The following is a 22,164-nucleotide window of genomic DNA, read 5'->3' on the forward strand; positions in this document are numbered from 1 at the left end:
GCCATGCTTCGCCGCCTCGCCCATGTCCGCAACTGGGTCTTCGACCTGGACAACACGCTCTACCCGGCGGCGAGCGACCTGTTCGGGCGGATCGACGTCAGGATGGGCGCCTATATCCAGCGCCTGCTCGACGTCGACGCCGGCGAGGCGCGGCGCATCCAGAAACGCTATTTCGTCGATCACGGCACCACGCTCAGCGGGCTGATGGCGACGCATGGCATCGACCCGCATGATTTCCTCGATTTCGTCCACGATATCGACATGGACGCGCTGGCGGAGGACCGGCGGCTGGCGCGGCTGCTCGCGCGGCTGCCGGGGCGCAAGCTGGTGTTCACCAACGGCGACACCGCCTATGCGCGGCGGGTGCTGGACCGGCTCGGCCTGGGCGACAGTTTCGAGGCGATCCACGACATCCACGCCGCCGCCTATGTGCCGAAACCCGATCCGCGCGCCTATGCCGGCATGGTCGCGGCGTTCGGTATCGACCCGGCCGAATCGCTGTTCGCCGAGGACATGGCCCGCAACCTGCGGCCGGCCAAGGCGCTGGGCATGGCGACGCTGTGGATCAACAACGGATCGGAGATGGGCGCACGCGATGCCGCCCCCGACTATATCGATTTCGAGACCGACGACGTCGGTTCCTGGCTGGAACGGCTTTTGGAGAATGAGCATGACTGACGCATTGCGCGCCGCCATCGAGGAGGCGTGGGACCATCGCGACACGATCGACGCCGGCACCACGGGGCCGGTGCGCCAGGCGGTGGAGCAGGCGCTCGGGCTGCTCGATGCCGGCGCCGTCCGCGTCGCCGAGCCGTCCGCCGATGGCTGGCAGGTCAACCAGTGGCTGAAGATGGCGGTGCTGCTGTCGTTCCGACTGAACGCGATGACCGAGATCGTCGGTGGCCCCGGCGGCGCGCATTGGTGGGACAAGGTGCCGTCGAAATTTGCCGACTGGGGCGCCGACAGCTTCGCCGCCGCCGGTTTCCGCGCGGTGCCGGGCAGCATCGTCCGCCACGGCGCGTTCATCGGCAAGGGCGCGGTGCTGATGCCGAGCTTCGTCAACATCGGCGCCCATGTCGGCGAAGGGACGATGGTCGACACCTGGGCGACGGTCGGCAGCTGCGCGCAGATCGGCCGCAATGTCCATTTGTCCGGCGGCGCCGGCATCGGCGGCGTGCTGGAACCGTTGCAGGCCGGCCCGGTGATCATCGAGGATGGCGCCTTCATCGGCGCCCGCGCCGAGGTGGCGGAAGGGGTGCGCGTCGGCACCGGCGCGGTGCTGGCGATGGGCGTCTATCTGGGCGCGTCGACTAAGATCATCGACCGGGCGACCGGCGAGGTGTTCGTCGGCCACGTCCCGCCCTATGCGGTCGTCGTCCCCGGCAGCCTGCCGGGCAAGCCGCTGCCCGACAGCACGCCGGGGCCGTCGCTCTACTGCGCGGTGATCGTCAAGCGCGTCGACGCCCAGACCCGCGCCAAGACCGGGATCAACGAGCTGCTGCGCGACTGAACCCGGCGTCGGCTTGCCGGTTAACCGGCAAGCTGAGCGAGCAGTTCCTTCGCCTGTTCTCCGGCCCAGTCGAGGCCGCCGGTCACCCGCCACACCTCCTTGCCGTCGGCATCGAACAGCACCGTCGTCGGCAGCTGGCCGCCGGACAGGGCGAAGCCGATCGCGTTTTCCGGGTCGATATAGGGTTTCAGCGCCTTGAACCCGCCCTTGGCGAAGAACGGGTCGACCTTGTCCCGCCCCTGCAAATCCTGGCTGATGACCAGCACCTGCAGCTTGCCCGCCTCGCGCGCCGCCAGCGCGTCGAGTGTCGGCATTTCGGTGACGCAGGGTACGCACCAGGTGGCCCACAGGTTGACCAGCAGCGGCTTGCCTTTGAACGCGGCGAGGGTGACGCTGCTGCCGTCCGGCGCGGTAAACGCCTCGGTCGGCGCGGGCTTGCCCTTGTGGCTGGCGTCGATCAGCGGCTTTTCCGCCTGCGGGGCGGCGGGCGCCGGCTGTTCCGCCGTCGGCGCGGGTTGCGGGGTGTCGCCGCTTTGCCTATCGCAGCCGGCGATCAGGCCAAAGGCAAGGAAAAGCGCGATGGATGAGCGCAAGACAAGCTCCAATGCAATGTGGGGCGGGCGCTTCGCCGAAGGGCCCGCCGCGGTGATGCGCGAGATTAACGCCTCTATCCCGTTCGACAAGCGGCTGTGGCGCCAGGACATCGCCGGATCGCGCGCGCATGTCGCGATGCTGGCCGATCGCGGCATCGTCAGCGCCGACGACGCGGCACTGATCGCCGACGGCCTTGCCCGCGTCGCCGCCGAATATGAGGCGGACGGCGTGCCGGAAGACATGGCGCTGGAAGACATCCACATGCATGTCGAACACCGGCTGGCGGAGCTGATCGGCCCGGTCGCCGGCCGGCTGCACACCGCCCGGTCGCGCAACGACCAGGTGGCGACCGATTTCCGCCTGTGGGTGCGCGACGCGATCGACGCGGTCGACGAGGGGCTGGCCGGGCTGCAGCGCGCGCTCGTCACCCGCGCCGGGGAGCATGCCGAAAGCGTAATGCCCGGCTTCACCCACCTGCAATCGGCCCAGCCGGTGACGCTCGGCCACCATCTGATGGCCTATTTCGAGATGGTCCACCGCGACCGCAGCCGGTTTGAGGATGCGCGGGCGCGGATGAACGAATGCCCGCTGGGCAGCGCCGCTCTCGCCGGCACCGGCTTTCCGATCGACCGCGAGGCGACGGCGGAGGCGCTGGGCTTCGACCGGCCGACCGACAATTCGCTCGATGCCGTGTCCGACCGCGATTTCGCCCTCGACTATCTGATGGCGGCGGCGACGACGGCGATCCACCTGTCGCGGCTGGCGGAGGAATTCGTGCTGTGGGCGTCCCAGCCCTTCGGCTTCGTCAAGCTGCCGGACGCCTATTCGACCGGCAGCTCGATCATGCCGCAGAAGCGCAATCCCGATGCGGCCGAACTGGTGCGCGGCCATGCCGGGCGGATCGTCGGCGCGATGACCGCGCTGACCATCACGATGAAGGGCCTGCCGCTCGCCTATTCGAAGGACATGCAGGACGACAAGCCGCCGGTGTTCGAGGCGCATGACCTGCTGGCGCTGTCGATCGCGGCGATGACCGGCATGGTCGAAACCGTCACCTTTCGCACCGACCGGATGCGCGCGGCGGCGGAAGCGGGGTTCGCCACCGCCACCGACCTCGCCGACTGGCTAGTCCGCGAAGCCAACATTCCGTTTCGCGAGGCGCACCACATCACCGGCGCCGTGGTCCGCCAGGCGGAGGCGGACGGCGTCGCGCTCGACGCGCTGCCGCTGGCCACGCTCCAGGCGATCGATTCGCGGATCGACGAACGGGTGTTCGGCGTGCTCGGCGTCGATGCATCGGTCGCCGCGCGCACCAGCCATGGCGGAACCGCGCCCGATCAGGTACGACGGCGCATCGCCGAGGCGAAGGCGGCGATCGGCATGGAGGACGAGGCGTGAGGACCGCGATGGCCATCGCATTGCTGGCGCTGACCGCCGCCTGCGGTTCGCGCGGGGAGCTGAAGCCGGCGGAAGGCCATGCGCCGCCGCCCAAACCCGCCTTCGCCACCGCCGCGCCGACGCCCAGCGAGATGATGGCGCCGTCGTCGCAGGCGATGCCGACCCGCAACGACGAACTGCTGACCCGATCGCAGGAACGCAGCAACGATCGTTTCAGCCAGCCGCCCCGCAACTGAGCCACAGACACACCGGATCATGGACCATTTCACCCTGAAGGACGGCGCGCTTCACGCCGAGGATGTCGCGCTGGACGCGATCGCCGACGCGGTCGGGACGCCGGTCTATGTCTATTCGAGCGCGACGCTGCGCCACCATGTCCGGGTGATGCGCGACGCGGTCGCCGGGCTGGGCGCCGGGCCGGACGGACCGCTGATCGCCTTCGCGGTCAAGGCCAACCCCAATGGCGCGGTGCTGGCGACGCTGGCGCGCGAGGGGCTGGGCGCCGATGTCGTTTCGGGCGGCGAGATCGCCCGCGCCGTCGCCGCCGGCATCCCGCCCGCCAAGATGGTGTTTTCCGGCGTCGGCAAGACCGCCGACGAAATGCGCCAGGCGCTGGCCGTCGGCGTCGGCCAGTTCAACCTGGAGTCGGAGGCGGAGGCCGAGATGCTGTCGGCGGTGGCGGCGGCGGAAGGCCGGACCGCCCATGTCGCCTACCGCATCAACCCCGATGTCGACGCCGGCACCCATGCCAAGATTTCCACCGGCCGGTCCGACAACAAGTTCGGCATCCCCTATGCCGCCGCGCCCGCCGCCTATGCCCGCGCCGCCGCCCTGCCCGGCCTCTCCGTTCAGGGCGTCGCCGTCCATATCGGCAGCCAGTTGACCGACCTGGCGCCGCTGGAAGCCGCCTTTATGCGGGTCGGCGCGCTGATCGACACGCTGCGCGCCGCCGGCCATGCGATCACCACCGCCGATCTCGGCGGCGGGCTGGGCGTGCCTTACGACCGCAGCCTGCCGGCGCCGCCCAGCCCGGCCGATTATGGCGTCATGGTGGCGCGGGTGACCAGCGGCTGGGATACCCGGCTGATCTTCGAGCCGGGACGGGTTATCGTCGGCAATGCCGGCGCGCTGGTCGCGACGGTGATCCGGCTGAAGGACGGCGCCGACAGCCCGTTCGTCATCGTCGACGCGGCGATGAACGACCTGCTGCGCCCCAGCCTGTACGACGCCTGGCACGACATCCGCGCCACCCGCCCGACCGGCGCGGCGGCGACGGTCAACGTCGTTGGCCCGGTGTGCGAAAGCGGCGACACCTTCGCCACCGCGCGGACGATGGATGCGGTGGCGGCCGGCGACCGCGTCGCCTTCATGACCGCCGGCGCCTATGCCGCGGCGATGGCCAGCACCTATAATTCGCGCCTGCTGACCCCGGAGGTACTGGTCGACGGCGATCGCTGGACAGTGGTGCGGCCCCGCGAGCCGATCGAGGCGATGATCGCGCGCGAACGGATACCGGACTGGCTGGCCTAGGGCCGGGTTTGCTCAGGGGGCGTGGGTCGGCGCCGCTTCAACCAATTAGGTTAGCCGGCGGGGACCAGCTCGATCACGTCGACGATACTTTCGAAGCGGGGATAGGGGAGGACGAGGCGCCAGCGCCGTTCGCCGATCCGCTGAACCGAACCGATCATGTCGCGGTCCGGGTCGGCGCCATAGTCGACGGCGCGGCGTTCGTCGCCCAGCGTCATCGTGCCGAGGAACACCATCCGGCTGTCGGGGTCGGCGAACAACAGGCCGGTGGGGCGCTGGGCGCCGTCGGCCTTGCGCAGGCTGGCGACCTCACCTTCCGCGCGGACGACGCAATCCGCCGGCGGATAGGCGATGAAGCCGTTCGCCCGTGGCGCCTTCACCCCAAGCTTGACGATCCGGCAGCGGTAGACCCCGGCCGGCAGCGCCGCGTCGGGCAAGGCGGCGTCGGGCAGGAGCAACGCGCCCTCCCGGGCGACGCTGTCGGCATGGCCAGCAGCGGTCGCGGCGGCGACGCCCTTGACCAGCGCCTCGCGCCAGCCGCGCAGCCGGGCGCGGTCGCCGGCAGTGGCGACGCCGTGCCAGTCTGGCGGCGGCTGGACCACCACGGCGGTGGCGGCGGTGGAAGACGATGCGGCCAACAGCAGGCCGGACACGATACCCAAGAACATGGCGACCCTGATTTCCCGCGCCGATTCTATCGCGACGCGGCCCGGCGGCAACCGCTATTCGGCTGTCCACCCCCCGTCGACCGAAAGATTGGCCCCGGTGATCGCTTTCGCTTCGTCCCGGCACAGGAACAGCGCCAGCGCCGCGACCTGGTCGACGGTGACGAATTCCTTGGTCGGCTGCGCTTCCAGCAGCACGTCGTGCATCACCTGCTCGCGGGTCAGGCCGCGCGCCTTCATCGTGTCGGGGATCTGCTTTTCGACCAGCGGCGTCCAGACATAGCCGGGCGAGATGCAGTTGACGGTGATGCCGTGGGTCGCGGTTTCCAGCGCAACCGTCTTGGTCAGCCCGGCAATGCCGTGCTTGGCCGCGACATAGGCCGACTTGTTGGGGCTGGCGACCAGCGAATGGGCGGAGGCGGTGGAGATGATCCGCCCCCATTTCTTCGCCTTCATCAGCGGCACCGCCGCGCGCATCAGGTGGAAGCTGGAGGTCAGGTTGATCGCGATGATCGCATCCCATTTCTCGATCGGAAAATCCTCAACCGGCGCGACATGCTGGATGCCGGCGTTGGAAATGACGATATCCGGCCCGCCGAACCGGTCGGCGGCAAGCTGGACCAGCCCGGCGATCTCATCCGGCCGGGTCATGTCGGCGGGCGAATAGAGCGCCTCGGCGCCGCTTGCCTCGGCCAGCGCGGCGCGCTCCTTCTCGATCTCGCCGGCATCGCCGAAGCCGTTGATGACGACGGCGGCACCCTCGGCGGCCAGCGCCTTCGCATAGGCGAGGCCGATGCCGGACGTCGACCCGGTGATGATGGCGCTCTTGCCTTTCAGAAACATGGATCATGCCTTTCTGTGATGAAGGGTAATCAGGCGGCCTGTTCCTTGGTCAGGTCGAAGGTGGCGGTCTTGCCGTCGAGGATGTTCTTCGCCAGCAGCCCGGCCTTGCCCATCGTCTTGGCGACGGCGGCGCGGCCGGCCTCCCAATGCTCATGCATCGCGCGGGCGGAAAATTCGAAGTCGCGGGAGCCGCCTTCCCACGCATTGGCGCGGTAGATCAGCTGGACGAGGCTGACCGGATAGTCGGTGGCGGCCGCGCACAGCGCCTTGACGTCCGGGTCGTCGCGCAAGGCGTCCGGCAGCTTTTCGAGTACCCGCTGCGCCGCCTCGCGGGTGCGGCGCAGCTTCAGCAGTTCGTCGCTGATCTGACGGGTCCGGCTGGAAAAGCGGATTTCCTTCTCGCGCGCCACGACGTCCATGATCGTGCGCGGCCGGACGGAGGCAGCCGGGAACAGATCGACCTGGAACACCAGCAGGTCGCTGCTCTGCGTCTCCAGCACGTCGGTCAGCGGGGTGTTGGAGACGATGCCGCCGTCCCACCACAGCCGCCCGTCGATCTCCACCGGCGGCAGGCCCGGCGGCAGTGCGCCGGACGCCATGACATGGCGCGCGTCGAGCCGCTGCTTGCGATTGTCGAAATAGAAGAAATTGCCGCGTTCGACATCGACGGCGCCAACCGACAGGTGGATCGGCCCGTCGTTCAGCAGATCCCAGTCGACCAGCCGATTGAGCGTGTCGGCGAGCGCGCTCGAATCGTAGAAGCTCAGCGCTTCCGGCGTGCCGGGCGCGGCGAAGAACGGCGCGAGCGGGCGCGGCGAAAAGAAGCCGGGCACCCCGGCGGTGGCGACGAAGCCGGCCGACCATTCGTGCAGCCATTCGCGAATGCGCTCGTCATGCCAGATCGGAAAGCTGGGCAGCGCGCTGGTCGCCATGTCCCAGAAGGCGCGCAGCCGCTCGACCCGGCGTTCCGGCGGGTTGCCGGCAATGATCGCGGCGTTGACCGCGCCGATCGAAATGCCGGCGATGCGGTCGATGGCGATGCCGCGGTCGACCAGCGCCTCGAACACTCCGGCCTGATAGGAACCGAGCGCGCCGCCGCCCTGGAACACCAGCGCGACCTCACTCGGCAGCGGCAGGGGGGCGGCAACGCGGCGTGGAGAGGGCTTTTTCGAGTCGGTCATATTGCAGTGCAATATCGCAAATGCGCGGCGTCTGTAATGGTTCCTTTTGCAACCGGCGCGAAGCCAGTGCATTCTCCGCCAGCCTGACATGGGGAGGTGCGTATGCGGCTCGACGATTATCGGACCAGCGACAATGTCGAGGACCAGCGCGGTACCGGCGGTGGCGGCGGGCTCGGCTTCGGCGGCGGGGGCGGCGGCGGACTCGGCCTGATCATGAGCCTGATCGGCAGCAAGTTCGGCATCGTCGGCATCATCGTCGTCATCGGCGGCGCGATGCTGCTCGGCATAAACCCGTTCGCCGGGGGCGGCGGCACCGGCACGATCGGCCCGCAACGCCAGGCGGCGACCAACGGCAACACCGCCGAGCAGAGCTGCGCGGTCGACGCCGCCAGCCGCTTCACCTGCCAGGTGCTGGCCAGCAACGAGGATACGTGGAAAGCGATCTTCCAGGCATCCGGCCAGCGCTTCACCCCGGCGCGGCTGGTATTCTACAGCAACCAGGGCCAATCCGGCTGCGGCGCGGCGCAATCGGCGATGGGGCCGTTCTATTGCCCGAGCGACAACCGCATCTACCTCGACACCGAATTCTTCAGCGAGCTGCAGAACCGCTTCCAGGCCGCTGGCGACTTCGCCCAGGCCTATGTCATCGCCCACGAGATGGGTCACCATATCCAGACGATCACCGGCGGCGCCGACAAGATCCGCGCCGCCCAGCAGCGCGCCAGCGAGGCGGAGGGCAATGCCCTGCAGGTCAGGATGGAGCTGCAAGCCGATTGCTATGCCGGCGTGTGGGCGGCGCACAACCGCGACCGGCTGGAGCCGGGCGACGTCGAGGAAGGGATGACCGCCGCCAACGCGATCGGCGACGACACGCTGCAGAAGGCGGCCGGCCGGCGGCCCGTGCCGGAAAGCTTCACCCACGGCACCTCCGCCCAGCGGATGCAGTGGCTGAAGCGCGGCATCGAAACGGGCGACCCGGCCCAGTGCGATACCTTCGCCGGGGTGCTCTGATCCATCGCGCGGGGGGTTGAGGGATGACGTCCGCGACGCGGATCATCGCCGGCCTGGGCGCCGGGCTGGCGGCCGGTGCCGTGCTCGCCGCCTGGGCGCCGTCGCTCGCCGGGCCGGTCGCCGCCGTTGCCGCGCCGATCGGCGGGCTGTGGCTGAACGGCCTGCAGATGACGATCGTGCCGCTGGTGCTGGCGCTACTCGTGCGCGGCATCGGCACCGCCAGCGACGCGGCCGAGGCCGGTGGCGTCGCGGCGCGGGCGGTGGCCCTGTTCGCGGCGATCCTGCTCGCTTCGGCGGTGATCGGCGCCCTGCTGTTCCCGGCGATGCTGGCGCTGTGGCCGCAGCCGGAACGGGCGGCGGCGGCGTTGCGCGGGGGGCTGGCGGCGGCGGCGGCCGTGCCGGCGATCCCGCCGCTCGGTGACTGGCTGCGCGGCATCGTACCGCCCAACCCGGTGCAGGCGGCGGCGGAGGCGGCGATGCTGCCGCTGGTCGTGTTCGGCATCGTCTTCGGTTTCGCAGTCGCCCGGCTCGCGCCGGACCACCGCGCCGCGCTGACCCTGCTGTTCGACGCAATTGCCGAGGCGATGCTGGTCATCGTCGGCTGGGTGCTGGCGCTGGCCCCGGCCGGGGTGTTCGCGCTGGCGCTGGCCACCGCTGCCCATACCGGCCTCGCCGCGATCGGCGGGCTGGCCCATTACGTCGCGCTCTATGTCCTGCTGCTGCTTATCTTCACCGCCGGCGCCTATCCGCTGGCGGTGATCGGCGGGCGCCAGCCGCTCGGCCGTTTCGCGCGCGCCGCGCTGCCGGCGCAGTCAATCGGCTTCAGCACCCAGTCGTCGCTTGCCGCGCTGCCGGCGATGCTGACCGCCGCGCGCGACGAGCTGAAGCTGGGCGAGCGCGGCCCGGCGATCGTGCTGCCGATGGCGGTGACGCTGATGCGCGCGACCAGCCCGGCGGCCAACCTCGCGATCGTCCTCTACGTCGCGGCGCTGGTCGGCATGCCGGTCGGGCCGGGCGCGCTGGCCGCCGGCGTGCTGGTCGCCGCCGTCATCAGCCTCGCCTCGGTCGGGGTGCCGAGCCAGGTCACCTTCTTCATCACCACCGTGCCGATCGCGCTGGCGATGGGGGTGCCGGTGGCGCCGCTGGCGCTGCTGATCGCGGTCGAGGTGATCCCCGACCTGGTCAGGACCACCGGCAACGTCGCCTACGACCTGGCCGCGACCACCGTCGCCGCGCGGGCCCCGCCCGAGGCCTGATTCCCCTACGGCAGCCGTCGTTCGTCGACCCGCATCGGCGGTTGGTCGGCGCCGCCGGCGGTTCGCCGAACCGGCTCGCCCCCGGTCGAAGCGCGCGTGTGTCGCGCGCCCGGCTTTCCTATCCAGACAGTGCGCGGCGGAGATCTTCCGATGCTCCCCGGCCCCGGGATCCCGCCGCGCCACGCAATTGACGCCCCCCACGTCAGGAAGGAAGTCCCGATGCTCACGTTCACCCTCACCAAGGCATTCACCGCCTCCGCCATCGCCGCCGCCGCGACCGTCTCGCTGCTGCCGGCCGCCGCCCATGCCGAGGACGCGCCGCGCGCCGCCAGGGTCAGCCACACCGACCTCAACCTCGCCAGCACCACGGGGCGCGCCGCGCTCGACAACCGCATCGGCATGGCTGCCCGCGCGGTGTGCGGCCGCACCGGCATCGTCTCGCTGGCCGAACGGCAGGAGATCGCCGACTGCGTCAGCACCGCCCGCACCCGCGCCCGGCACGCCGCCGTCGAGGTGATCGCCCGCCGCACCGGCGACACGCGCCTCGCCGGTGTCGACACCGCCGGCCTCGCCGGCCGCTGAACCCGACAGCCGGGCCGGAACCGCGATCCGGCCCATTTGCTGGCACCCCCGGCCAAGTCCCAGGCCGGGGGTGTTTTATTATGGACAGGTCAGCGCTGCAGCTTTGGCGCTGCGCGCCGGTGGATCAAACTCTACCGACCGGCCAACGCCTTGGCGGTGGCGAGGTAGGTGCGGCCGATTCGCACCGCCGTGCCGTCGGCCAGGTCGGCATACCAGACGCCGCTGCCGTCGTGGCGCAGCTTCACGATCCGGTCGCGGCGGATGATCGTCGAGCGGTGCAGGCGGATGAAGCGTTCCGGGTCGAGCCGCGCCTCCAGCGCGCTGATCGTCTGGTGGAGCAGGAAGCTGCGCTGGCCGACGTGCAGGCGCATATAGTCGCGCTCGGCATCGATCCGCTCGATATCCTCGGCGGCGATGCGGACCAGCTCGGCCCGGTGCGGCACCCAGAATTCGTTGACGTAAGCCGACCCGCCGTCCTCGGCGGCCCCGGCGGGCGCCTCGGCCCGGGCAGCGACGGCGCGGGCGACGGCGCGGCTCAGCCGGTCGGCCGCGACCGGCTTCAGCAGATAGTCGACGGCGGCGAGGTCGAACGCCTCGACCGCGAAGCCGTCGAAGGCGGTGACGAAGATGATCGCCGGCCGCCGCGCCGCCTGGCCGAGCGCGCGGGCCACCGACATGCCGTCGCGTTCCGGCATCGCGATGTCGAGCAGCAGCAGATCCGGCTCCAGCGCCTCGACCATGCGCAGCGCGCCGTCACCGTCGGTCGCCGTGCCGACCAGCGCGATCGCCGGCTCGCGCGCGCACAGAAGCTGCAGCCGCTCGACCGCCAGCGGCTCGTCGTCGACGATCAGGGTCCGCAGCGGCGCGGGATCAGCAGCCATCGCGAACCTCCGGAATGGTGAGCACGGCGCAAAACCCGCCGCTCGGTGGCGACTGGGTGGCCAGGCCGGCGGCGCTGCCGAACCGCGCGGCCAGCCGGTCGCGGACATTGGCCAGGCCGATGCCGCCGCCGGTGTCGCCGACCGGGGGGCCGTTGCCGTCGTCGGCGATGCCGATCGTCACCACGCCGTCGTCGGCGCTCGCCGCGATGGTGATCGTCACCGGCCGGCGCGCCGGCGATACGCCGTATTTGATCGCATTCTCGACCAGCGGCTGCAGGATCAGGCCGGGCACGCAGATGTCGAGCAGCGCGTCGGGGATCGAGATGACGGTGCGCAGCCGGTCGGGGAAGCGGACCGCCTCGATGTCGAGGTAAAGCTGCTGCAGCTTGACCTCGTCGGCCAGCGTCACGTCCTCCAGCGGGTCGCCGGACAGGCTGGTGCGGAAGAAGGTCGACAGGTTCATGATCATCCGCTCCGCCTCCTCCGGCCGGCCGGTCATCACTAGCGAACTGAGCGAGTTGAGCGTGTTGAACAGGAAGTGCGGGTTGACCTGATAGCGCAGCGCGCGGATCTCCGCCTCCTGCGCGGCGCGGGCGAAGGCGGCGGCGCGGCGTTCGGCCTCGCGCGTTTCGGCGGCATAGGACAGCGCCAGATACAGCGTCGCCCAGGCGGCGAGGAAGAAATAGCGCGAGATCGCCAGGTCGGCGATGTCCTGGACCAGATGCCCCGGCTTCTGCATCTCGTGCACCGCATCCGGGTCCTGCATCAGCCAGATCGGGTCGTAGATGTTGAACACGTAATAATTGAGCAGCGCGATCGCGATCGCGACCGGCACCGCGCCGACGAACGCGGCGATGACCCGCTGGCCGAACGGACGGTGATCGAACAGCCTGAGGAACAGGTAGAGCACGTAGGTGAGGACGATGCCGACGGCGGTCACCACCAGCCGGCGCGGCGCCATCTCGCCCTGGGCCGGGAAATCCATGATCACCGCGCGCAACGTGGTGATCACGATGTAGAACAGCCAGAATCCGAGGATGGTGTAGAGCGCCACCTCCTGGCCGATGCGAGGGCGGCGCGCGCCGGGATAGGCGGTCATCATGCCCCCTTCTACCGCCTTGTGCGGCGAAGCGACACTGGCGACCGTCGAACCGCCTGGGTGCTTCGTCGAACGGAACCGCGCCCGCCAGCCGGCGGTTGTCGTCGCTGGACAGGAGAGATGTAATGAAAAAGCGAGCGCAACCGAAGGATGCCGGTCAGGACCGACGAATCGGCGATCGGCTGAAACGCCACCCGGACGACCCGGATGCGAAGCTGGATATCGGCCTCGACGAATCGATGGACGCATCCGATCCGCCGGCGGTGACCGCGCCCGGCCGCCCCGACCGCCCGGCCCCGTCCTCCGGCTATGACCCGAAAGCCGAAGCGAAAAGGCGCCAGACCGGACGCTAGGCGGCTCCCGGTCTTTCGCGCCCGGCCGCGCTTCGGCGGGCGAAACCCCCGGCGCATCGCCCTTTGCTGGCCTGGGGCTAGCGGAGCAGCACCAGTTCCTCGGCCATCGTCGGGTGGAGGGCGACGGTTTCGTCGAACGCCGCCTTGGTCAGCCCGGCCTTGACCGCGACGGCAGCGACCTGGAGCAGTTCCGGCGCATCCGGGCCGATCATGTGCAGGCCGATGATCCGCCCGGTCTCGGGCACGCAGATCATCTTGTACAGTGCCCGCTCGTTGCGGCCGGCGAGGACGTTCTTCATCGGCCGGAAATCGGACGTGTAGACCTTGACCGCGCCGTATTTCTCCTTCGCCTGCCCCTCGGTCAGGCCGACGCCGGCGATCGGCGGATGGCTGAACACCGCCGACGGGATGAAGGCGTAATCGACCTGCGTCGGCTTGCCGCCGAACTGGCTGTCGGCGAAGGCCTGCCCTTCGCGGATCGCCACCGGGGTCAATTGCACCCGGTCGGTCACGTCGCCGACCGCGAAGATCGACGGGCAGGTCGATCGGTTGTCGGCATCGACCTTGATCGCGCCCTTGTCGTCCGTCTCGACCCCGGCGCTGTCCAGCCCCAGCCCGTGGGTGTTCGGCCGCCGGCCGGTCGCGAACAGCACGGCGTCGACGTCGATCGGATCGTGGTTGGTCATTTTGACGCGCAGCGATCCGTCCGCCTGCTTCTCGATCCCGGTGAAGCTGGCGTTGAAGCGGTAGGCGATGCCCTTGGCGGTCGAGATCTGCAGCAGCCGGTCGCGGATCTGCTCGTCATAGCCGCGCAGGATCACGTCGCTGCGGTTGGCGAGCGTCACCTTGCAACTGAACTCGTGGAAGATGCCGGCGAACTCGTTGGCGATATAGCCGCCACCGGCGATCAGGATCCGTTCCGGCATCGCGTCGAGATGGAACACCTCGTTGGAGGTGATACCATACTCCGCCCCCGGCAGCTCCGGCACCACCGGCCAGGCGCCGGTCGCGATCAGGATCGTCGCCGCCGTCACCGTCCGCCCGCCGGCCAGCCGCACCTGATGCGGGCCGGCGACCGTCGCCCGCTCCAGAATGATCTCGACCTTATGGCTCTCCAGCGTGTTGGTGTAGGCGCCGTTGATCCGGTCGACCTCGGCCAGCACATTGTCGCGCAGCGTCGGCCAGTCGAAGGTGCAGGCGCCGACATCCCAGCCGAACTTGCGCGCGTCCATCAGGTCCTCGGCGAAATGCGCGCCATAGACCAGCAGCTTCTTCGGCACGCAGCCGCGGATCACGCAGGTGCCGCCGACGCGGTATTCCTCCGCCACCGCCACCCTGGCACCGTGCGCCGCCGACACGCGCGCCGCGCGCACCCCGCCCGATCCGGCGCCGATGACAAACAGGTCATAATCATAGGATGCCATGGCTCAGCTCCGCCCGAATGCCCGGGCGATCAGCCCCTGGGTCGACGCATCGAACCCGCCGGTGCCCTCGCTGGCGATCGAGCGGGCGATGTCCTTGCCCAGCTCCACCCCGAACTGGTCGAACGGGTTGATGCCGAGAAGCACCGCGTTGACGAAGGTGCGGTGCTCGTAAAAGGCGATCAGCGCGCCCAGCGTCGCCGGGTCGACCCGGTCCATCAGGATCGTCGAGGACGGCCGGTCGCCGGGATAGTTGCGCGCCGCATCGTCGCTGTGCCGCCCGGTCATCAGCGCCGCGCCCTGCGCGAAGCAGTTGGTCAGCAGCGTGCGGTGATGCGCCTCGTCGAGCGGATGGTCCGGCTCGATCGCGGCGACGAATTCGACCGGCACGACATGGGTGCCCTGGTGGAGCAGCTGGAACACCGCGTGCTGCGCGTCGGTGCCGACCCCGCCCCAGGTGATCGGCGCCGACGGGCGGTCGAGCGGCCGGCCGTCGGCTGTCGCCGACTTGCCGTTCGATTCCATCTCAAGCTGCTGCAGGTAGGACGGCAGTAGGCGCAGCCGCTCGTCATAGGCGAACACCGCCCGCGTCTCGCAACCGACCACCTGCGCATAATACTGGTCGGCGAAGGCGGCGAGCATCGGCGCGTTGCGGTCGGCCGGGGCGAGGCGGAAATGCCGGTCCATCGCCGCCGCCCCTTCCAGCAGGCTCTCGAACGCGTCCCAGCCGAGCGCCAGCGCCGCCGGAAAGCCGATCGACGACCACAGCGAATAGCGCCCGCCGACGCTTTCGGCGAACGGCAGCACCCGCGTCTCGTCGATGCCCCACGCCACCGCCTTGTCGGGCGCGGCGGTCAGCGCGATCACCCGGCCATAAGGGTCGGCGCTGCCGCCCTCCGCCATCCACTGCACCGCGCTCGCCGCGTTCAGCATCGTCTCGGTCGTCGTGAAAGTCTTGGAGGCGACGGCGAGCAGCGTCGCCGACGGGTCGAAACGGGCGAACACCTCCTCCAGCGCGGCACCGTCGACGTTGGAGACGACCGCCACGTCATAGCGCCCCGCGTCGCGGCCCAGCGCGTCGACCAGCAGGTCGGGGCCAAGCGCAGAACCGCCGATGCCGATGTGCAGCACGTGGCGGATCGGCCCGAATGCCTCCGCCTCGATCGCGTCGATCAGCGCGCGCATGCGGGCGTGGAGCTGACGGGCGCGGGCGACGCTCTCCGGCGCGCCCTCGCCGCGCTCGGCCGGATGCTCGGCGGCGCGGCCCTCGCTCGGGTTGACGATGCGCCCGGCGAACAGCGCGTCGCGCGCCGCCGCCAGCCCGGCCGCCTCGGCCAGCTTCGCGAAATCGCCGACCAGCGCGGCGTCGAGATGGGTCTTGGACCAGTCGAAGAACAACCCGCCCGTCTCCAGCGTCAGCCGCGCCAGCCGGTCGGCGTCGGCGAGCAGGTCCGCGACCTTCCCGCGCTCATGCCCGGCGATCGCCGCGCGAAACATCTCGAGGTCGGCCATCGCCCAGTCCTTCTTCAAACGTCAGATATGCCGGCTGGCCGCCCGATCAGTGCCGGTGCTCGCGGCGCAGGCGGTAGCGCCCGTCGCGATAATCCTCGAACAGCCCGGCGATCGCCGGGTGGTCGACCGGGTCGCCATCGGGATCGCCGATCAGGTTCTGCTGGCTGACATAGGCCAGGTAGCTGCTGTCGGCATTCTCGGCGAGCAAGTGGTAGAAGGGCTGGTCCTTGCGCGGGCGGACGTCCTCCGGAATCGCCTCGTACCACTCGTCGGAATTGGCGAAGACCGGGTCGATATCGAACACGACGCCGCGGAAATCGAACAACCGGTGGCGCACGACGTCGCCAATGGCGAACCGTGCATGCACGATCGGCGGGGCGAGCGGATTGGGCGTCGACGGATTGCTGTTCAGCGCATGGTTCATGCGCCCCAATTTAGGGCGCCGGCCCCGCCACGCAAGCAGATAGCTTGTCTGCGCCGCCGGCTTTCGCTAACAGCGCGCCTTCGATCGCCCCGGCGCCGGCCCGACACAGCCGGTGTTCCTCGCGGAGAGGTGGCTGAGAGGTCGAAAGCACCGCACTCGAAATGCGGCGTGCCCGCGAGGGTACCGTGGGTTCGAATCCCACCCTCTCCGCCACACAGCCCCCACCCGCCGATCATGCCTCCAGCACCGCCCCGGTGGATTCGCGCGGCAAAGGCTTTTAGAGACGGTCGTCCGTTTGACCATCCAGTGTGAAAGCCCCCTATGGCAGGCCATTCCAAGTTCAAGAACATCATGCACCGCAAGGGTGCGCAGGACAAAAAGCGGTCGGCGCTGTTCTCGAAGCTCAGCCGAGAGATCACCGTCGCCGCGAAGAACGGCCTGCCGGACCCGGACATGAACGCGCGGCTGCGCTCGGCGATCATCGCCGCCCGCGCCCAGTCGATGCCCAACGACAATATCCAGCGCGCGATCAAGAAGGCGGAGGGCAGCGACGGCGACAATTACGAGGAAATCCGCTACGAGGGCTTCGGCCCCGGTGGCGTGTCGCTGATCATCGAGACGCTGACCGACAACCGCAACCGCACCGCCACCAATGTCCGCACGATCGTGTCGAAGAACGGCGGCAATCTGGGCGCCAGCGGCTCGGTCAGCCACGGCTTCGACCGGATGGGGCTGATCAGCTATCCCGCCGCCGCCGGCGACGCCGACGCGGTGTTCGAGGCGGCGCTGGAGGCCGGCGCCGAGGATGTCGCGTCGAGCGAGGACGGCCATGAGATCTGGACCGCGACCGAGACGCTGCACGAAGTCGCGCGCGCGCTCGAACCGGCGCTGGGCGAGGCGGAAAGCGCCAAGCTGGCCTGGCGGCCGAGTACCGTCGTCACCGTGGGCGAGGCGGAGGCAGGCCAGTTGCTGAAGCTGATCGACGCGCTCGACGACGACGACGACGTCCAGACCGTCTGGGGCAATTACGAGGTGCCGGACGAGGTGATGGAGCGGCTGGCCTGATCATCTTCGGCCTCGATCCCGGCCTCGGCACCACCGGCTGGGGGGTGATCCGCGCCGAAGGCAACCGGCTGGCCCATGTCGCCAACGGCCGGATCCGCACCGATGCCGCCGCGGCGCTCGGTGCCCGGCTGGTCGCGCTGGACGCCGCATTGACGACGCTGATCGACCGCCACCGGCCGGAAACGTCGGCGGTCGAGGAAGTGTTCGTCAACAGCAACCCGCAGTCGACGCTGAAGCTGGGGCAGGCGCGCGGCGTCTGCCTGCTGGCGGCGGCGCGGCACGGCATGCTCGTCGGCGAATATGCGGCGCGGCTGGTCAAGAAGGCGCTGGTCGGCACCGGCGGCGCGTCGAAGGACCAGGTCCACGCCATGGTCGCGCGGCTGCTGCCCGGCGTCGCCATCGACGGCGCGGACGCCGCCGACGCGCTTGCCGTTGCGATCACCCACGCCCATCATCTCGCCAGCAACAGGGCGGTGGGGGGCAGATGATCGCGCGACTGACCGGAACGCTGGTCGAAATCGGCGCCGACCATGCGGTGATCGACGTCGGCGGCGTCGGCTATCTCGTCCAGGCATCGGCGCGCTGCCTGCAGGCGCTGGGCGCGGTCGGCGCGCAGGTCACGCTGTTCACCGAATTGCAGGTGCGCGAGGACGCGATGACCCTGTTCGCCTTCGCCTCCGCCAGCGAGCGCGACTGGTTCCGCCTGCTGACCGGGGTGCAGGGCGTCGGCGGCCGCGTCGCCCTCGCTATCCTGTCGGTGCTGGCGCCGGACGATCTGGTCCGCGCGATCTCCACCGGCGACAAGGCGATGGTCGCGCGCGCCAATGGCGTCGGGCCGAAGCTGGCGCTGCGCATCGTCACCGAATTGCGCGACAAGGTCGGCGCCGCGGCGATCGGCGGGGCCGGCCCCGCCGCCGCGCCGGCCGGCGGCCTCACCGCCGACGCGGTCTCGGCGCTCGCCAATCTCGGCTTCCGCCCGGCCGAGGCGGGCAGCGCCGTCGCGGCGGCGGAGGCGGAGCTTGGCCCCGGCGCCAGCCTCGACGCCCTCGTCCGCCTCGCCCTGCGCAAGGCGGCGCGGTAGCGCGCGTCCCATCGCATGGCGCCCCACCGGCGCACATCGTTCATCAAGGCGTTTCATTTCGCCGCCGTCACCGGATAAGGCAGCGGGCGGGCTGAGGCAGGAGCGGGGACGGACATGGGCGGCTGGACGATCGGGGTGCTTGGCGGGTCGGGCCTTTATGCGATCGACGCGCTGGAGGGGGCGGAATGGATCGCACTCGACAGTCCGTGGGGCGCGCCGTCGGACCAGTTGCTGACCGGGACGATCGGCGCCGTCCGCTTCATCTTCCTGCCCCGCCACGGCCGCGGCCACCGCATCCCGCCGACCGAGCTGAATTTCCGCGCCAATATCGACGTGCTGAAGCGGGCCGGCTGCACCGACCTGCTGGCGCTGTCGGCGGTCGGGTCGCTGCGCGAGCATCTGGCGCCCGGCGGCTTCGTTGTCGTCGATCAGTTCGTCGACCGCACCGTCGCCCGGCCGAACAGCTTCTTCGGCACCGGCATGGTCGCCCATGTCTCGATGGCCGATCCGGTCTGCCCGCGCCTGTCGGTGCTGGCGGCGGAGGCGGGGCGGCGGGCCGGCGCCACCGTCTATGAAGGCGGCACCTACGTGGCGATCGAGGGGCCGCAATTCTCGACCGGTGCGGAAAGCCACCTCTACCGCCAGTGGAACTGCGACGTGATCGGCATGACCGCGATGCCGGAGGCGCGGCTGGCGCGCGAGGCGGAACTGCCTTACGCCCTGGTCGGGATGTTGACCGATTACGATTGCTGGCGCGAGGGCAGCGCCCATGTCGACGTGCCATCGGTGCTGAAGGTGATGCACGCCAATGCCGACCACGCGCGGGCGCTGATCGTCGAACTGGCCGGGCTGCTGCCGGCGGAGCGGACGGCGTCGCCGATCGATACCGTGCTCGACACCGCGCTGATCACCGCGCCGGACCGGCGCGACCCGGCGCTGCTGGCGAAGCTGGACGCGGTGGCCGGGCGGGTGCTGAACCGATGAGCGCGACGCTGTTCGACTATTGGCGTTCCTCGGCAAGTTATCGGGTCAGGATCGCCCTCAACCTGAAGGGCATTTCCTACAGCAGGATTCCGGTGTCGCTGCTCGACGGCGCGCAACTTTCCCCCGATAACTTAGTACGCAACCCGCAGGGCATGGTGCCGACGCTGGCGATCGACGGGCTGGAGTTGACCCAGTCGCTGGCGATCATCGCCTATCTCGACCGGCGTGATCCGGCCCCGCCGCTGCTGCCCGCCGACCCGGCGCGCCACGCCCGCGCGCTAGCGATGGCGCTGGTCGTCGCCTGCGACATCCACCCGCTCGATAACCTCAGGGTGCTGCGCTACCTTGGCAGCGAATTGGGGGTGGAGCAGTCGGCGCGCGACGCCTGGTACCGTCACTGGATCAGCGAAGGTTTCGCCGCGCTGGAGGCGATGGCCGGGGAGGCCGGCGCCGGCCCGTTCCTCGGCGGCGCGGCGCCCGACATCGCCGACATCTGCCTGGTGCCGCAGATGTACAATGCCCGCCGCCTGGCGGTGGACCTGGCGCCCTATCCTATGCTGGTCGCCGCCGACGCCGCCGCGCAGGCGCTGCCCGCCTTCGCCGACGCCCACCCCGACCGAGTGAAGCCCGCCGATGCGTAAGCCGTTTGCCGTATTGCCGCTGCTGCTGGCCACCCCCGCGCTGGCCGAGGCGCCGGACATCGTCGTCACCGGCGGCGGCCTCGCCCCGTCGATCGGCGAGACGGCCTATGACCTGATCGTCATCGACCGCGAGCGGATCGACGGCACCGCCAGCGGCCGGGTCGAGGATGTGCTGCGCGATGTCGCCGGGCTCCAGCAGTTCCGCCGCTCCGACGCGCGCTCCGCCCATCCGACCAGCCAGGGGCTGACGCTGCGCGGGCTGGGCGGCAATGCGTCGAGCCGGGCGCTGCTCGTCCTCGACGGGGTGCCGCAAAGCGACCCGTTCGGCGGATCGGTGACGCTGTCCGCCTATACGCCGGAACGGCTGGGGACGATCCGCGTGACGCGCGGTGGCGGAGCGGGCGCGCTGGGCCCGGGCGCGCTCGCCGGGACGATCGAATTGGAGAGCGCGGATGCCGGCACCCTGCCCGGCCTCGCCGCCGGCCTCGCCTATGGCAGCCGCGACGCCGTCGACGCGAACGCCGGGGTGGCGGGACGGCTGGGCGCCGGCCATGCCAGCGTATCCGCCGCCTATGCGCGCGGCGACGGCTTCGTACCGATCCTTGCCGGCCAGCGCGGCAGCGTTGACCGGCCTGCGCCCTATGAGCAGGCCAGCCTCGCCGCACGCGCAGTGGTGCCGGTCGGCGCGGCGACCGAGCTTCAGGCGTCTATGCTCGGCTTCGTCGACCGGCGCGAGCGCGGCACCGCCTATACCGACAACAGCAGCCGCGGCGCCGACGCCAGTATCCGGCTGGTCGGGCGGGGGGCCTGGGGCTGGTCGGCGCTGGCCTATCTGCAGGCGCGCAGCTTCGCCGGCGAGTTCGCCTCGATCGCCGCCGACCGCAACAGCATCAGCCAGAGCCTCGACCAGTACAACACCCCGGCGACCGGGCTGGGCGCCCGGGTCGAGCTGCGCCCGCCGGTCGGGCAGGATATCGAACTGCGGCTAGGCGCCGACTGGCGGCGGACCAGCGGACGGACGCAGGAGCTGGCGACCTTCGTCGCCGGGGCGCCGACGCGCGGACGCGTCGCTGGCGGGCGGACCGACACGCTGGGCGCTTTTGCCGAGGCATCGGCGAAGCTGGGCACGCTGACTCTGACCGGCGGCGGCCGGATCGACCATTGGGCGATCGCCAACGGCCGGCTGCGCGAATGGCCGCTGGCCGGCGGGCCGATGCTGACCGACAGCCGCTTTGCCGACCGCAGCGGCTGGCGACCAACAGCGCGGGCCGGTGTCGCCTGGGCGGCGGCCCCGGCGCTGACCCTGCGCGCCGCCGCCTATACCGGCTGGCGGCTGCCGACGCTGAACGAGCTGTACCGGCCGTTCCGTGCCGGGGCCGACGCGACCGCCGCCAACGCCGCGCTGAAGCCGGAGCGGATGCGCGGGGCGGAGCTGGGAGCGGACTGGCGGCCGACGGACGGCGTCAGCGTCGGCGCGACGCTGTTCACCAGCCGGCTGGACGACGCGATCGCCAACATCACCCTCGCCAGCGGGCCCGGCACTTTTCCCGGCGTCGGCTTTGTGTCCGCGGCCGGTGTCTACCGTCAGCGCGGCAACCTCGATCGTATCACAGCGCGCGGGATCGAATTCGACGCATCGGCGCGACTCGGCGATTTCGCGCTTGCCGCCTCCTATGCCCATACGCGATCGACCGTGCATGCGAGCGGCGCCGCCGCGCCCCTCGACGGGCTGCGGCCCGCGCAGACGCCGCGCCACATGGCGTCGGCGACGCTTGGCTGGCGCTGGCTGTCGACGACGCTGCGCTACGTCTCCGCCCAGTATGAGGACGACCAGAATGCGCGGGCGCTGACCGATGCGCTGACCGTCGACGCGCGGATCGCGGTGCCGCTGACCGGTGGTCTGACGGTGGAGCTGCGCGGCGAGAATATCGGCAATACGCGGGTCGACGCCACGATTTCCGGTGCCGGGATCATCGAACGCACGGCGCCTAGGACGGTGTGGTTCGGGCTTAACTGGCGGGGGTAGGAAGCGGAACGCGGTCGGATCGTGCGCCCCTCGCCTTCGCTCGGGATGGACGGGTTTGAGTGCGGGACCGCGGCTCGCCTTTCCCCTAGTTTTTTTCTCCATCCATCCCG

General features: G+C 70.4%; 24 protein-coding genes and 1 tRNA gene. 16 read left to right on the top strand and 9 right to left on the bottom strand.

Annotated elements, in window-relative coordinates:
* Nucleotides 1–3 precede the first annotated feature (3 nt).
* Both E4A53_RS05215 and dapD read left to right on the top strand, forming a co-directional pair.
* Nucleotides 4–678 (top strand): pyrimidine 5'-nucleotidase, encoded by a 675-nt coding sequence (locus E4A53_RS05215; protein ID WP_136162022.1) that lies wholly within the window; start codon nt 4–6, stop codon nt 676–678.
* Nucleotides 671–1,510, top strand: a complete 840-nt coding sequence (gene dapD / locus E4A53_RS05220; protein ID WP_136162023.1) for a 2,3,4,5-tetrahydropyridine-2,6-dicarboxylate N-succinyltransferase — start codon at nt 671–673, stop codon at nt 1,508–1,510. The genes E4A53_RS05215 and dapD overlap by 8 nt, the downstream gene beginning before the upstream one ends.
* A 20-nt stretch (nt 1,511–1,530) precedes the next feature.
* Here dapD and E4A53_RS05225 read toward each other — a convergent pair whose 3' ends face one another.
* Nucleotides 1,531–2,103 (bottom strand): TlpA family protein disulfide reductase, encoded by a 573-nt coding sequence (locus tag E4A53_RS05225; protein WP_239018140.1) that lies wholly within the window; start codon nt 2,101–2,103, stop codon nt 1,531–1,533.
* Between the two features lie 16 nt (nt 2,104–2,119).
* Between E4A53_RS05225 and argH the strand changes: the two genes are divergently transcribed.
* Genes argH through lysA form a run of 3 tightly spaced genes read left to right on the top strand, consistent with a single transcriptional unit; the run spans nt 2,120 to nt 5,032 of the window.
* On the top strand, nt 2,120–3,502 hold the full coding sequence (gene argH, locus E4A53_RS05230; RefSeq protein WP_136162025.1) for an argininosuccinate lyase: 1,383 nt from the start codon (nt 2,120–2,122) through the stop codon (nt 3,500–3,502).
* A complete protein-coding gene (locus tag E4A53_RS05235; RefSeq protein ID WP_239018141.1) occupies nt 3,499–3,738 on the top strand; it encodes a hypothetical protein in 240 nt (79 codons plus the stop codon). The genes argH and E4A53_RS05235 overlap by 4 nt, the downstream gene beginning before the upstream one ends.
* Before the next feature lie 19 nt (nt 3,739–3,757).
* On the top strand, nt 3,758–5,032 hold the full coding sequence (lysA, locus tag E4A53_RS05240; protein WP_136162026.1) for a diaminopimelate decarboxylase: 1,275 nt from the start codon (nt 3,758–3,760) through the stop codon (nt 5,030–5,032).
* A 50-nt stretch (nt 5,033–5,082) separates the two neighbouring features.
* Here lysA and E4A53_RS05245 read toward each other — a convergent pair whose 3' ends face one another.
* Genes E4A53_RS05245 through E4A53_RS05255 form a run of 3 tightly spaced genes read right to left on the bottom strand, consistent with a single transcriptional unit; the run spans nt 5,083 to nt 7,718 of the window.
* Nucleotides 5,083–5,697: a DUF4893 domain-containing protein gene (locus E4A53_RS05245; protein ID WP_136162027.1), complete on the bottom strand. Its 615-nt coding sequence runs from the start codon at nt 5,695–5,697 to the stop codon at nt 5,083–5,085.
* 54 nt (nt 5,698–5,751) lie between these two features.
* The gene (locus E4A53_RS05250) at nt 5,752–6,537 is read right to left on the bottom strand and encodes a 3-hydroxybutyrate dehydrogenase (RefSeq protein ID WP_136162028.1); all 786 of its coding nucleotides are present in this window, start codon (nt 6,535–6,537) and stop codon (nt 5,752–5,754) included.
* A 29-nt stretch (nt 6,538–6,566) separates the two neighbouring features.
* Nucleotides 6,567–7,718 (bottom strand): patatin-like phospholipase family protein, encoded by a 1,152-nt coding sequence (locus E4A53_RS05255; RefSeq protein WP_136162029.1) that lies wholly within the window; start codon nt 7,716–7,718, stop codon nt 6,567–6,569.
* A gap of 102 nt (nt 7,719–7,820) precedes the next feature.
* On the opposite strand from E4A53_RS05255, the gene ypfJ reads away from it, so the two are divergent.
* The 3 genes from ypfJ to E4A53_RS05270 all read left to right on the top strand — a co-directional run bounded on the left by ypfJ (nt 7,821) and on the right by E4A53_RS05270 (nt 10,567).
* The gene (gene ypfJ, locus E4A53_RS05260) at nt 7,821–8,729 is read left to right on the top strand and encodes a KPN_02809 family neutral zinc metallopeptidase (protein ID WP_136162030.1); all 909 of its coding nucleotides are present in this window, start codon (nt 7,821–7,823) and stop codon (nt 8,727–8,729) included.
* 23 nt (nt 8,730–8,752) lie between these two features.
* On the top strand, nt 8,753–9,985 hold the full coding sequence (locus E4A53_RS05265) for a dicarboxylate/amino acid:cation symporter (protein WP_136162031.1): 1,233 nt from the start codon (nt 8,753–8,755) through the stop codon (nt 9,983–9,985).
* A gap of 219 nt (nt 9,986–10,204) precedes the next feature.
* A complete protein-coding gene (locus E4A53_RS05270; protein WP_168694311.1) occupies nt 10,205–10,567 on the top strand; it encodes a UrcA family protein in 363 nt (120 codons plus the stop codon).
* A 131-nt stretch (nt 10,568–10,698) separates the two neighbouring features.
* Here the strand turns inward: E4A53_RS05270 and E4A53_RS05275 are convergent, their stop codons facing one another.
* Nucleotides 10,699–11,448 carry a LytR/AlgR family response regulator transcription factor gene (locus E4A53_RS05275; RefSeq protein ID WP_136162033.1) on the bottom strand — a complete coding sequence of 250 codons (750 nt, stop codon included), beginning with the start codon at nt 11,446–11,448 and terminating at the stop codon, nt 10,699–10,701.
* On the bottom strand, nt 11,438–12,547 hold the full coding sequence (locus E4A53_RS05280; protein ID WP_136162034.1) for a sensor histidine kinase: 1,110 nt from the start codon (nt 12,545–12,547) through the stop codon (nt 11,438–11,440). Before E4A53_RS05280 ends, E4A53_RS05275 begins: the two co-directional genes overlap by 11 nt.
* A gap of 125 nt (nt 12,548–12,672) precedes the next feature.
* On the opposite strand from E4A53_RS05280, the gene E4A53_RS05285 reads away from it, so the two are divergent.
* Complete coding sequence (locus E4A53_RS05285) at nt 12,673–12,900, top strand: hypothetical protein (RefSeq protein WP_136162035.1); 228 nt, start codon at nt 12,673–12,675, stop codon at nt 12,898–12,900.
* A 77-nt stretch (nt 12,901–12,977) separates the two neighbouring features.
* Here the strand turns inward: E4A53_RS05285 and gorA are convergent, their stop codons facing one another.
* From gorA to hspQ, 3 genes are all read right to left on the bottom strand, one after another.
* Nucleotides 12,978–14,324 (bottom strand): glutathione-disulfide reductase, encoded by a 1,347-nt coding sequence (gene gorA / locus E4A53_RS05290; RefSeq protein ID WP_136162036.1) that lies wholly within the window; start codon nt 14,322–14,324, stop codon nt 12,978–12,980.
* A 3-nt stretch (nt 14,325–14,327) separates the two neighbouring features.
* A complete protein-coding gene (gene pgi / locus E4A53_RS05295) occupies nt 14,328–15,818 on the bottom strand; it encodes a glucose-6-phosphate isomerase (protein ID WP_136162084.1) in 1,491 nt (496 codons plus the stop codon).
* A gap of 61 nt (nt 15,819–15,879) precedes the next feature.
* Nucleotides 15,880–16,257, bottom strand: coding sequence for a heat shock protein HspQ (hspQ, locus tag E4A53_RS05300; protein WP_136162037.1), 378 nt, complete (start codon nt 16,255–16,257; stop codon nt 15,880–15,882).
* 123 nt (nt 16,258–16,380) lie between these two features.
* Between hspQ and E4A53_RS05305 the strand changes: the two genes are divergently transcribed.
* From E4A53_RS05305 to E4A53_RS05335, 7 genes are all read left to right on the top strand, one after another.
* Nucleotides 16,381–16,470: transfer RNA gene (locus E4A53_RS05305), tRNA-Ser, on the top strand.
* Nucleotides 16,471–16,578: 108 nt separating this feature from the next.
* Nucleotides 16,579–17,322 (top strand): YebC/PmpR family DNA-binding transcriptional regulator, encoded by a 744-nt coding sequence (locus E4A53_RS05310; RefSeq protein WP_136162038.1) that lies wholly within the window; start codon nt 16,579–16,581, stop codon nt 17,320–17,322.
* On the top strand, nt 17,319–17,810 hold the full coding sequence (gene ruvC / locus E4A53_RS05315) for a crossover junction endodeoxyribonuclease RuvC (protein ID WP_136162039.1): 492 nt from the start codon (nt 17,319–17,321) through the stop codon (nt 17,808–17,810). Before E4A53_RS05310 ends, ruvC begins: the two co-directional genes overlap by 4 nt.
* Nucleotides 17,807–18,403, top strand: a complete 597-nt coding sequence (ruvA, locus tag E4A53_RS05320; protein ID WP_136162040.1) for a Holliday junction branch migration protein RuvA — start codon at nt 17,807–17,809, stop codon at nt 18,401–18,403. The genes ruvC and ruvA overlap by 4 nt, the downstream gene beginning before the upstream one ends.
* A gap of 114 nt (nt 18,404–18,517) precedes the next feature.
* Complete coding sequence (locus tag E4A53_RS05325; RefSeq protein ID WP_136162041.1) at nt 18,518–19,387, top strand: S-methyl-5'-thioadenosine phosphorylase; 870 nt, start codon at nt 18,518–18,520, stop codon at nt 19,385–19,387.
* Complete coding sequence (gene maiA, locus E4A53_RS05330; protein WP_136162042.1) at nt 19,384–20,028, top strand: maleylacetoacetate isomerase; 645 nt, start codon at nt 19,384–19,386, stop codon at nt 20,026–20,028. Before E4A53_RS05325 ends, maiA begins: the two co-directional genes overlap by 4 nt.
* Nucleotides 20,021–22,054, top strand: a complete 2,034-nt coding sequence (locus E4A53_RS05335) for a TonB-dependent receptor (RefSeq protein WP_136162043.1) — start codon at nt 20,021–20,023, stop codon at nt 22,052–22,054. The genes maiA and E4A53_RS05335 overlap by 8 nt, the downstream gene beginning before the upstream one ends.
* The last annotated feature ends 110 nt before the right edge of the window (nt 22,055–22,164 follow it).

Origin of the sequence: Sphingomonas flavalba (assembly GCF_004796535.1) — a bacterium.
Classification (GTDB): domain Bacteria; phylum Pseudomonadota; class Alphaproteobacteria; order Sphingomonadales; family Sphingomonadaceae; genus Sphingomonas_L; species Sphingomonas_L flavalba.